The 10,869-nt window shown below is 73.3% G+C and carries 11 protein-coding genes; 6 read left to right on the forward strand and 5 right to left on the reverse strand.

Annotated elements, in window-relative coordinates:
• Window positions 1–57 precede the first annotated feature (57 nt).
• Window positions 58–948, forward strand: coding sequence for a bile acid:sodium symporter family protein (locus AC3WRM_RS16520; protein WP_492249616.1), 891 nt, complete (start codon window positions 58–60; stop codon window positions 946–948).
• Here the strand turns inward: AC3WRM_RS16520 and AC3WRM_RS16525 are convergent.
• Together AC3WRM_RS16525 and AC3WRM_RS16530 are read right to left on the reverse strand one after the other, a co-directional pair.
• On the reverse strand, window positions 890–1,636 hold the full coding sequence (locus tag AC3WRM_RS16525; RefSeq protein WP_492249615.1) for a YqjF family protein: 747 nt from the start codon (window positions 1,634–1,636) through the stop codon (window positions 890–892). The two genes, AC3WRM_RS16520 and AC3WRM_RS16525, sit on opposite strands and share 59 nt — an antisense overlap.
• Window positions 1,637–1,646: 10 nt before the next feature.
• On the reverse strand, window positions 1,647–3,251 hold the full coding sequence (locus AC3WRM_RS16530) for an ABC-F family ATP-binding cassette domain-containing protein (RefSeq protein WP_492249614.1): 1,605 nt from the start codon (window positions 3,249–3,251) through the stop codon (window positions 1,647–1,649).
• Between the two features lie 235 nt (window positions 3,252–3,486).
• Here AC3WRM_RS16530 and AC3WRM_RS16535 point away from each other — a divergent pair, with 235 nt between their 5' ends.
• Together AC3WRM_RS16535 and AC3WRM_RS16540 are read left to right on the forward strand one after the other, a co-directional pair.
• On the forward strand, window positions 3,487–3,921 hold the full coding sequence (locus tag AC3WRM_RS16535) for a cupin domain-containing protein (RefSeq protein WP_492249613.1): 435 nt from the start codon (window positions 3,487–3,489) through the stop codon (window positions 3,919–3,921).
• 24 nt (window positions 3,922–3,945) lie between these two features.
• Window positions 3,946–4,230: a hypothetical protein gene (locus AC3WRM_RS16540; protein WP_492249612.1), complete on the forward strand. Its 285-nt coding sequence runs from the start codon at window positions 3,946–3,948 to the stop codon at window positions 4,228–4,230.
• Between the two features lie 73 nt (window positions 4,231–4,303).
• Here the strand turns inward: AC3WRM_RS16540 and AC3WRM_RS16545 are convergent, their stop codons facing one another.
• Window positions 4,304–6,418 (reverse strand): S9 family peptidase, encoded by a 2,115-nt coding sequence (locus AC3WRM_RS16545; RefSeq protein WP_492249611.1) that lies wholly within the window; start codon window positions 6,416–6,418, stop codon window positions 4,304–4,306.
• 94 nt (window positions 6,419–6,512) lie between these two features.
• Here AC3WRM_RS16545 and mshB point away from each other — a divergent pair, with 94 nt between their 5' ends.
• The 3 genes from mshB to AC3WRM_RS16560 all read left to right on the forward strand — a co-directional run bounded on the left by mshB (window position 6,513) and on the right by AC3WRM_RS16560 (window position 10,040).
• Window positions 6,513–7,427, forward strand: coding sequence for an N-acetyl-1-D-myo-inositol-2-amino-2-deoxy-alpha-D-glucopyranoside deacetylase (gene mshB, locus AC3WRM_RS16550; protein ID WP_492249610.1), 915 nt, complete (start codon window positions 6,513–6,515; stop codon window positions 7,425–7,427).
• Window positions 7,424–7,777, forward strand: coding sequence for a hypothetical protein (locus AC3WRM_RS16555; RefSeq protein WP_492249609.1), 354 nt, complete (start codon window positions 7,424–7,426; stop codon window positions 7,775–7,777). Before mshB ends, AC3WRM_RS16555 begins: the two co-directional genes overlap by 4 nt.
• Window positions 7,778–7,937: 160 nt before the next feature.
• A complete protein-coding gene (locus AC3WRM_RS16560; RefSeq protein ID WP_492249608.1) occupies window positions 7,938–10,040 on the forward strand; it encodes a VanW family protein in 2,103 nt (700 codons plus the stop codon).
• Window positions 10,041–10,082: 42 nt separating this feature from the next.
• Here AC3WRM_RS16560 and AC3WRM_RS16565 read toward each other — a convergent pair whose 3' ends face one another.
• Window positions 10,083–10,394, reverse strand: a complete 312-nt coding sequence (locus tag AC3WRM_RS16565) for an ArsR/SmtB family transcription factor (RefSeq protein WP_492249607.1) — start codon at window positions 10,392–10,394, stop codon at window positions 10,083–10,085.
• On the reverse strand, window positions 10,378–10,725 hold the full coding sequence (locus AC3WRM_RS16570; RefSeq protein WP_492249606.1) for a hypothetical protein: 348 nt from the start codon (window positions 10,723–10,725) through the stop codon (window positions 10,378–10,380). Before AC3WRM_RS16570 ends, AC3WRM_RS16565 begins: the two co-directional genes overlap by 17 nt.
• Window positions 10,726–10,869 lie beyond the last annotated feature (144 nt).

Here is a 10,869-nt window from a genome sequence, read left to right on the forward strand (position 1 = left end):
CGTCCGGCGCGCGGCAGGAGAGAGAGGAAAGTGACGCGCGTCACTCTAGGGTGAGGCATGGACTCCGCACTCTCCACGGTCGGCCTGCCCGTCGCGCTCGGCATCATCATGCTGGGGCTCGGCCTCTCGCTCACGCCCGAGGACTTCCGTCGGGTCGGGCGACACCCCAAGGCGGTGGTGGTCGCGCTGGCGTGCCAGCTGCTCCTCCTGCCCGTGCTCTGCTTCGGCCTCGTCACCGCCTTCGACCTCGACCCCCTGCTCGCCGTGGGCATGCTCCTGCTCGCGGCGTCGCCCGGCGGGACGTCGGCGAACCTCTACAGCCACCTGTTCCGCGGCGACGTCGCGCTCAACGTGTCGCTGACGGCGATCAACTCCGTCGTCGCGATCGGCACGCTGCCGCTCATCACCAACCTCGCGATCGCGCACTACGGCCTCGACGACGAGGTCTCGCTGCAGTTCCGCAAGGTCGTCGAGGTCTTCGTGGTCGTCCTGGCGCCCGTGCTGCTGGGGATGCTCGTGCGGCGCCTGCGGCCGGCGTTCGCAGCCCGCACCGACCGTCCGGTGCGCGCCGCGTCGGCCGTCATCCTGCTCGTGCTCGTCCTCGGCATCCTCGCCAGCACCGGGTCCGACGCGGGCGACTACCTGCGTCGGGTCGGCCTCCCCGCCGCGCTGTTCTGCGTCGTGAGCCTCGTGGTCGGGTTCGGCGTGCCCCGCCTCGTCGGTCTGGGCCCGGCGCAGGCGGTGGCCAGCTCGTTCGAGATCGGCGTGCACAACGCGACCCTCGCCATCTACGTCGCGGTGGAGGTGCTCGGCGAGACCGCGATCTCCGTGCCGGGCGCGGTCTACGGGGTGCTGATGTTCCCGCTCGCGGCGCTCTGGGGCGTGCTCCTCACCCGATGGCTGCTGCCCGCGCCGGCGCGCCACGGCGCGGGAGCCCGAACGTCGTGAACGTGCCGGGCGACCACAGCACCGACGCCGGAGCGGTGCCGACCAGGTCGGGGAACCCGGCGGCCTCCAGCAGCGTGTCGTCGAGCGAGGTCAGCTCGGCGCGGTGCAGCGGCCAGGCAGTGTGCGTGTTCGGCACCCACCAGGTGCGTCCGAGCACGCGGGTGTGCAGGCCGAAGCGGGCCGTGACGAAGTGCTCGAGCGCGCTCGGGTCCTCCAGGGGCTCGCCCGGACGTACCTCGATGCGGCCGCCGGCGCCGCGCGGCCCGGGCCAGCGCCGCGACGTCGTGTAGCGGTGCACGCCGTCGCGCTCGTCGACCTGCATCCGTGCCCAGGTGTACGGCGTGCCGAACACGACCCGCGCGAGGGCCGAGACGAGCGGCCGGGACGACTCCAGCGACAGGAACACGACACCGTGGCGCCCCGCGTCGTCCACGGAGTACAGGCGCACGTTCGTCTCGTGGAAGGTGCCCAGCCACGGCACCGCCGGCCCGCGGCCGAAACCCGCCCGCTGCATGCGGAACGGGATCAGGCCCACGTACGAGCGACCGTCGAGCTCGTCGGGCCGGACGCCGTCCGGCATGAACGGCGCGACGACGGCGGGGTCGACGGCCCAGTGGACGAAGGCGATGTCCGCCCATGTCTGCCGCATGAGCCGGGTTCCGTGCAGGGGAGGTCCGTCGGGGTCCACGGCTCCAGTCTCAGGCCAGTCCGACCTCCTCGCCGGGTGACGGCAGCTCCACGCGGCGGTCGAGCTCGAGGTCGTCGAGGAACCGCTCGTCGTGGCTCACGACCAGGAGCGCGCCCTCGTACCCGCGCAGCGCGTCGACCAGGTGCCCGACGCTGACCAGGTCGAGGTCGTTCGTCGGCTCGTCGAGCAGCAGGAGCTGTGGTGCGGGCTCCGCGAGCAGCACGCAGGCCAGGGCGGCCCGCAGGCGTTCGCCCCCGGAGAGCGTGCCGACGACGCGGTCGGCGTCGCGGCCGCGGAACAGCAGCCGGGCGAGCTGGGCGCGGACCGTCTGGGGCGGTGCGTCGGGTGCCGCCTGCCGGACGTTCTCGACCACGCTGGCCTGCTCGTCGGGGAGCACCGGTCGCTGCGCCAGGTGGCCCACGGGCACGCCGACGCGGACGTGGCCCGCCTCCGGGGCGAGCTCGCCCAGCAGCACCTGCAGCAGCGTCGACTTGCCGCTGCCGTTCGGGCCCACGAGGGCGACCCGTTCCGGACCGCGCAGGTGCAGGTCGAGTGCCGTGCCCACGCGCGGCAGCACCAGGCCGTCCGCGACCACCACGTCGCGGCTCCGGGGGACGGCGGTGTCGGGGAGCTCGAGGCGCACTTCGCGGTCGTCCCGTACCCGCTCCTGCGCGGCGTCGAGCCGCGCTCTCGCCTGCTCCACGTGCTCCTCGTGCGCGCCGCGGAGCCTGCCGGCCGAGACCTGCGCCTGCATCCGGCGACCGTGGGCGATGATCTTCGGCACCCGCTTCTCGGCCTCGGCCTTGGCGGCGGTGCGGGAGCGGCGGTCCAGCTTGGTGCGGGCCTCCACAAGCTCGCGCTGCTGACGTCGGACGTCGCCCCGCGCGTCGCGGACCGCGCGCGCAGCAGCGTCCTGCTCGCCTGCGAGGACCTCCTCGTAGACGGAGAAGCCCCCGCCGATGGTGCGGACCGCGCCGGCGTGCACCTCGACGATCGTGTCGACGTGCTCGAGCAGCTCGCGGTCGTGGCTGGCCACCAGGGCCAGTCCGCCGAATCCGTGCAGGGCCTGGACCAGGTGCGCCCGAGCGCGCCGGTCGAGGTTGTTGGTCGGCTCGTCGAGCAGCAGCACGTCGGGGCGACGCAGCAGCCGCGCGGCCAGCGCCAGCAGCACCAGCTCTCCACCGGAGAGGCTCGCGGCGTCGCGCTCGAGGCCGACCCGAGCGAGCCCGAGCCGGTCGAGCCAGGCCCGGGCCCGCTCCTCGACGTCCCAGTCGTCGCCGACGGTGTCGAAGACACGGGGGTCGGTGCTGCCGGCCTCGACGGCTCGCAGAGCCGCGAGGGTGTCGGCGACGTCGAGCACGTGCGCGACGCTGAGTCCGCGCACGGAGGGCACCGGGTCCTGCGGCAGCAGCTCGACGGTGCCGCCGACCGTGACGACGCCCGCGGTGGGGGAGAGGTCGCCGGTGAGCAGCCGGAGGAGCGTGGACTTGCCGCTCCCGTTCGTGCCGACCAGACCGTGGACGCCGGGTCCGAGGTCGAGGTCGACGTCGGCGAGCACGGTGGTGCCGTCGGGCCAGGTGTGGGTGAGGTGGTGCAGGGACAGGGTCGCGGACATGGGGCCTCCAGGGAGATCGCGGGCGGGCGGGGCTGCGTGAGCCGCGCGGGCGCGCGTCGTCAGGAGGTCACGACGAGAGGTCCTCGAGGGACCGGGTGCTGCCGTGAAGGAGGTCGACGAGACGCGCTGACGTCGAAGGACTGACGTCGACAGGGGCGCTGGGCTCGGACCTCAGAGCTTCACGGTGGCAGATCACCTCACGGGTAGGGGACCTCCAGGCTACTACCGTGCAGCCATGACCGCCAAGGCCTCCGACGTCCCCACCACCGCCGCGCGCCTCGAGCTGGAGCCCCACCCGGAGGGCGGGTGGTACCGCCAGACGTGGCGCTCGCCCGTCGACGTGACGCTGCCCGACGGTCGCGTCCGGCCCACCGCGACCCTGATCTGGTTCCTCCTGCCGGCCGGCGACTCCTCCGCCTGGCACCGGGTGGCGTCGGACGAGCTGTGGCTGGCCCACGCCGGCGAGGTCGCCCTGGAGCTGGGCGGGTCCGGGGACGCGCCGGAGGCCGTCGAGCGGCACGTCGTGGGTGTCGGCGCCACGCAGGTGTCCCAGCTGCTGGTGCCGGCGGGCGTCTGGCAGCGGACCCTCCCGGGCGAGCACGAGGCGCTGGTGAGCTGCGTGGTCTCGCCCGGCTTCGACTTCGACGACTTCACCCTGCACGAGGGCTGACCCGACGTCCTACGATCGGGGGCCATGGACGAGATCTGGTTCGACGAGCGCGACGACGCCGCGGAGCTCGTGAAGGCGCTCGAGGCCGAGGGCTACGTCGTGACCGCCCGGGCCGAGGGGTTCGCCGGCGAGGACGACTCCGAGGACCGCGCCTGGGCGGTCGTCGTGGAGCCGTTCGACGAGCGCGTCGTCGACATGGTCGACGTGTACGGGGGCTGGCTCCCTGGAGACCCCCGTCGCGCCGACACGACCCCACCCTCGGCGCCGGACCTCCCCACCGCCCCGAAGCGCCTCAAGCGGGAGCAGTAGGCGCCGTCCCCGCGTCTCGTGGACCTCGTGACGATCGGCGCGGTGAAGACCGTCGCGAAGTCCACGAAACGCGTCAGGCGTCGAGGTGGGTGCGGAGGAAGTCGACCTGGAGCAGCTTGAGGTTCTCCGCCACGACCTCCTGCGGGGTCATGTGGGTGACGCCCGACAGCGGCAGCACCGTGTGCGCCCGGCCCGCGGCCAGCAGGGCCGAGGAGAGCCGCAGGGTGTGCGCGGCGACCACGTTGTCGTCCGCCAGCCCGTGGATGAGCATGAGCGGGCGCTCGAGCCGGTCGGCCAGGGGCAGCAGCGAGTTGCGGTCGTACACGTCGGGCTGCTCGTCGGGGTGCCCGAGGTAGCGCTCGGTGTAGCAGGTGTCGTAGAGCCGCCACTCGGTCACGGGCGCCCCGGCCACGGCCGCGTGGAACACGTCCGGCCGGGCGAGGACGGCGAGCGCCGACAGGTAGCCGCCGTACGACCAGCCGGTGATGCCCACGCGTGACGTGTCGACGTCGTCGGGCCAGCGCTCGGCCACGCCGGCGAGGGCGTCGACCTGGTCGTCGAGCGTCACGGTGGCGAAGGAGTCGCGCACCTCGCGCTCCCACGCCTTGCCGCGGCCCGGTGTGCCGCGGCCGTCGGCGACGACCACGCAGAAGCCCTGGTCGGCCAGCCACTGCGCCTCCAGGAACATGCGGGCCGACGCGAGCACGCGCTGCGCGTGCGGTCCGCCGTAGGGGTCCATGAGGACGGGCAGGCGACGCGACCCCGGCACGTGGTCGCGCGGGAACAGGACGGCGGCGCGCAGCTCTCGGGCGCCGACGGACACCAGCGTCACCTCGGGGTCGAACGGCGCGGGCTCGGCCACCACGCGCAGCTGCGACACGTCGTCGGAGCCGTCGCGGTGCACGGTGAACGTCGTGCCGACGCTGTCGAGCGCCGACCGGCTCACGACCGTGGTGCCGCCGCCGACGGCCGCAGCGTGCACGGCCTGGCCCGACGTGAGCGGCTCGACCGAGCCGTCGAGCCCGACGCGCACGACCTGGACCTCCGTGGGCTCCTGCGACGCTGTCACGACGACGGCGTCGGGGTGGGTGCTGACGATCCCGCGCACCTGCCACCCCTGCGGGCCCACCGGGGTGCCGTCGACGACCACCTGCCGCGCGCCCGTATCGTCCGCCCCCGTGCCGTCCTCGACGGACACCAGCCGGCCGCCGGCCGCGTAGCGCGGTGCGCTCAGCACCTCGACCCACGCCTCGTCCGTCAGGGTGCGGAGGGTGCGCGTCGAGCCGTCGGCGACGTCGACGGCGAGCACCTCGGCGGTGCGCTGGTCGCGGGTGAGGACCTGCAGGACGGGCGCGCCGTGCTCGGTCCACGTGACCGACGCCAGGTACTCGAGCCGCTCGCGGTCCCACACCACCTCGGTGCGCCGTCCGTCGAGCGTGACGTGCCAGAGGGTGACGTCGCTGTTGGCGGTGCCGGCGGCGGGGTAGCGCTGCTCGACGGGTGCGCGGTCGGGGTGCTCGGGGTCGGCGACGTGCCACGTCCCGACCGGCGCGTCGTCGTACCGCTCGACCAGCAGCGACTCGCCGTCCGGCGCCCACCAGAACCCGCGGAACCGGCTCATCTCCTCGGCGGCGATGAACTCGGCCTGTCCCCACACCTGCGTCGGGGTGTCCGGCGTGGCGAGGGCCCGGTCGCCGGGCTCGCCCTCGGCGTCGTCCCGCGGGAGGTCGACCACACGCAGCGCGCCGTCGGCGGCGTACGCCACCCGTCGACCCGTCGGGTCCACCCGCGGGTCGATCACGCCGTCGACGGTGGGCAGCTCGTGCACCTCGCCCGAGGCCAGCTCGACCGCCCAGGCGCGACCGGAGAGCGCGAACGAGGCCCAGCGCCCCGCCGTGTCGGTCGCGTACCCGACGACGCCAGCACCCTGCTCGCGCGAGCGCTCCCGCCGTGCCCGTTCCGCCGCCGACAGCTGCTCGCCGTCGGCCAGCAGCGCCGCGGGGTCGACGAGCACCCGCTCCTCGCCCGTCGCGACGTCGTGCGCCCACAGCGCACCGGTGCGCGACACGCCGTCGGCGGTGCGCACGAACCACACCGTCGAGCCGTCCGGCGAGACGGTGAGGTCGCGCGGGATCCCGAGGGTGAAGCGGGCGGTGCGGGCGGCGAGGCGAGGGTAGGAGACGCTCATGCGTCCCATCCCATCATCCGGACGGTCGGGGGCCCGCATCACCTGCTCGCCTCGCCCGCCCGTCGGGTTGACGGGCCGCCGATACGCTGACCTCATGGCCCTGCCCGACCGTCGTCTCCTGCTCGTCCACGCCCACCCCGACGACGAGACCATCAACAACGGCGCCACGATGGCGAAGTACGTGAGCGAGGGTGCGCACGTCACGCTCGTCACCTGCACCCTGGGCGAGATGGGCGAGATCCTGGTGCCCGAGCTGGAGCACCTGGCCGCGGACCGCGACGACGCGCTCGGCGAGCACCGGCTCGCCGAGCTGACCGAGGCCATGGGGCTGCTGGGCGTCACGGACTTCCGTCGGCTCGGCGGCGACGGCCGGTTCCGCGACTCCGGCATGAAGTGGGGCGACGACGGCAACGCGACGGCGGCCGACGACATCCACGAGAACGCCTTCTGGCACGCCGACCTGCTCGAGGCGACGAACGAGCTGGTCGCCGTCATCCGCGAGGTCCGCCCCCAGGTGCTGGTCACCTACGACGACTTCGGCAACTACGGCCACCCCGACCACGTGCAGGCGCACCGGGTCGCCCACTACGCGGTGGCGCTCGCCGCCGCCCGCTCCTACCGGCACGACCTCGGCGACGCCTGGGACGTCGCCAAGGTCTACTGGACGGCGATGTCGGCGCGGGCGATGCGCGAGGGCATCAAGGAGATCCGCGCCGCAGGCGACCTGCAGTTCATGGAGGGTCTGGACCCCGACCACCTGCCGCCGTTCGCCATCGAGGACGACGACCTCGACGCGGAGATCGACGGCAGCGCCTGGGTCGACCTGAAGCTCGACGCCATGCGGGCCCACGCCACGCAGATCTCGGTCGACGGCCCGTTCTTCGCCCTCTCCAACGACGTCGCGTTCCGCGCGTGGGGCACGGAGCACTACCGGCTGGTCAAGGGCGTCGCGGCGCCCGTGCCCGGCACGTCGTTCGAGGACGACCTCTTCGCCGGCACGGGCGTGTGAGCGTGCGGGCGGTCCTCGCCCGCGTCGGCGTGCTGCTGCTGGGCGCCTGGGTCGGTGCGCTCGGCGCCGTCGTGCACCGGATGACCGTGGGGGTCGGCGGTGTCGACGTCCCGTGGGGGCTCGTGCTCGCACTCGTGGCCACCCTGGCCACGGCGGTGGCCTGCGACGGTCTCGTGCGCGTCGGCGCGGCGTGGTTCGGCTTCGGCTGGACCCTCGTCCTGCTGCTCCAGCAGGTGCAGTCGTCGGGCTCCTACCTGGTCGCGTCGGACGCGCTCGGGTGGACGTTCACGATCGGCGGCCTGGGCGTCTGCGCGGCGGCGGTCGTCGTCGCGCCGCGCCTCACCAGGTGAGCACGGTGCGAGGCCGCCGGGGTCGCTCCGTCATCATGGGAGGAATGCGACCGGCGCCTGCGAGCGTGACGCAGGGGTCGATCCTCTGTTGTACTACCGGTCGCACGGGGCACGATCGCGCGATCGTCGCCGCACAGCCGACCACCCGAGGGAGCCAGGCATGAACGACGAGCGACCGGAGTCGCCCGACGTGGAGGGTACCGACGAGGGACACCTCGACGAGACCGTCGCCGACGCCGACGCCGAGCCGGTGGTCGAGTCCGACGAGCTCGACCTCGACGACGCCCCGACGGAGAGCTGGTCGTTGGCCGAGCACGAAGACCAGTGGTCCGAGGACGAGCGGTCCGAGGACGAGCGGTCCGAGGACGAGCCGGAGGGCGACGCGTCGCCCGCGACGGCCGACGTCGCCCAGGAGACCGCCGAGGACGCCCAGCACGCCCGGGAGGACGACGCACCGCTCGCCGCGGTACCCCCGGCGCACGCCGTCGACCCCGACGGCTGGTCCGACGAGCCGCCGACCGCCGACGCCGACACGCCGTCGGAGGACGGCTCCGGCCGGCACTGGGGTCGGTGGGCGCTCGTCGCGGCCGTCGTCGTGCTGGGCGGGCTCTACGTCGGTGGCTACCTGCTCACCGGGAGCCGGCTCGCCGCCGGCACCACCATCGGCGGCGTCGACGTCGGCGGCATGTCGCCCGCGGCCGCACGCTCGACCTTGGAGGAGGAGCTGGGCCCGAAGCAGGACGAGCCCGTCGTCCTCGTGCACGGCGACGAGCGCTTCGAGGTCACGCCGTCCGACGCCGGTCTCGCGCTCGACGTCGACGCCTCCGTCGACGCCGCCGGCGGCGCGCGCAGCTGGGACCCGCGCGACATGGTCGCGCTGGTGGTCGGCAGCCGCGACCGCGCGCCCGTGCTCGACGTCGACGAGAAGGCGCTGCGGTCGGCCGTCCAGGGCATCGGCGAGGCCGTCGACGTCCCCGTCACCGAGGCTCTCATCACCTTCCCGGACGCCACGCCGCGGACGCGTCAGCCGAAGGACGGGCTCACCATCCGCACCGCCGACACGGCGCAGCTCATCCAGGACGAGTACCTGGTGCAGGACGAGCCGGTCGAGGTCCCGACGGCCCCGGTCGAGCCCGCCGTCGACGCCGCAGGGCTGCGCGAGGCGGTCTCCTCGGTCGCCCGCCCGGCCGTCGCGGCACCGGTGACCATCCGGGTCGGCCGCCAGAAGGTCGAGCTGCCCGTGACCGCGTACGCGCCCGCCCTGCGCGTCGAGCCCGTCGACGGGTCGATGACCCCGGTCATCGACCCGGAGCGGCTCGCCGAGCCCCTCACCGACGCCACCACCGGCATCGGACGCAAGGCGGTCGACGCCACGGTGGAGATCCGTGGCGAGCGCCCCGTGGTCGTGCCGGGCAAGGAGGGCATCGGCCTGCAGCCGAAGGAGATGGCCGAGAAGCTCGTGCCGGTGCTCACGCGCAGCGGCGCCGAGCGCGCCGTCACGGTCGAGGCCAAGGTCGTCGAGCCGGAGTTCACGACCGAGGACGCCAAGGCGCTGCGCATCACCGAGAAGGTCAGCGAGTTCACCACCGAGTACCCGCACGCCGAGTACCGCAACATCAACCAGGGTCGGGCCGCGCAGCTGCTGGACGGCACCATCGTCGAGCCGGGGGAGACGTTCTCCTTCAACGACACCGTGGGGGAGCGGACCGCCGCGAACGGCTTCACCAGCGGCTCGGTCATCAACGGCGGTCGCTTCCGCGACGAGCTCGGCGGCGGCGTGTCGCAGGTGGTCACCACCACCTACAACGCCGCGTTCTTCGCCGGCCTCGACGACGTGGAGCACCACCCGCACGCGTTCTACATCGACCGCTACCCCGTGGGCCGCGAGGCGACCGTGTACTTCGGGTCGCTCGACCTGCGCTTCCGCAACAACCTCAAGAGCGGGGTGCTCATCCGCTCGTTCGTGCAGCCGAGCTCGCCCGGCGGCGTCGGCCGCACGACGGTGCAGATCTGGGGCACGAAGGAGTTCGACGTCGAGGCCGGCCAGTCCGAGCGTCGCAACTTCCGCACCGGGCAGACGCGCTACGACGACTCGGCCTCCTGCGCGCCCCAGGGTGCGCTGCCCGGCTTCGACATCGACATCTACCGCACCCTGCGCAAGGACGGTCGTGTCGTGAAGCGCGAGACCGACACGGCCGTCTACCAGGCGGCCGACCGCATCATCTGCGGCAAGAAGCCGGAGCCGAAGAAGGACGAGGACTAGGTGCCGGCGTAGGAGGCCATGACGTCGTGCCGGAGGTCTGCGTCAGGGTCGGAACCGGTCGCCCCAGCCGGCGAGCACGTCCAGCATGAAGGCGCTCTCGAGCGTGTAGACGCGCTCCCGTCCCTGGAGCCCGACGCTGATCAAGCCGGCCTCCTCGAGCTGGCGAAGGTGTCGACTCGTGGTCTGCCAGCTGTGGTCCATGCGCCCGGCGATCTTCCCGGACGTCTGCGACCCTCCGTTCGCCAGCAAGGTCACCAGGATCGCGCGGCGTGTGCGGTGCGACAAGGCTGCGAAGACCGCGTCGAGTCGATCCAGGTCCGCCAGGCCCGGGATCGGTTCAGGCGTCGACGGCATGCACCGTCACCGGGACGAACTCGTCGAACACGAGGCCGCGGTCCACGACGTCAGGTGTGTGCGGCTCCACCAGTGCGGCGAGCCGCGTCCAGACCGGGATGAGGTCAGGGTGCTCGTGCGCGGGACCCATGACCCCGGGCACCCAGGTGGCGATCTCGAGGTAACGCAGCGGTTCCGTCACCGACCGGAACAGCTGAGGCAGGCCCGGCGCGATGAAGCCCAGGCGGCGCAGCGTCGCCCAGCTCTCGGGGATGAGGCGCTCGAACTCCTCCGCAGCATCATCCCTGACGTAGTAGGTGCCGAAGGTCACCTGGTCCAGTTGATCAGCCATGACGCTTATATTAAGCGAGTTTGCTTAGGGACGGCAAGAGTGCCCCGCGGACGCGGCCGGGCAGGGGCTAGGTGTGATGTCCAGGCAGGTTGTTGGCGATCCTGCTGATGGGTGGCAGCGTTCCGAGAGCGGAGTGGGGCCTGT

This window comes from Aeromicrobium sp. EU05-FHT14F07, assembly GCF_058790455.1.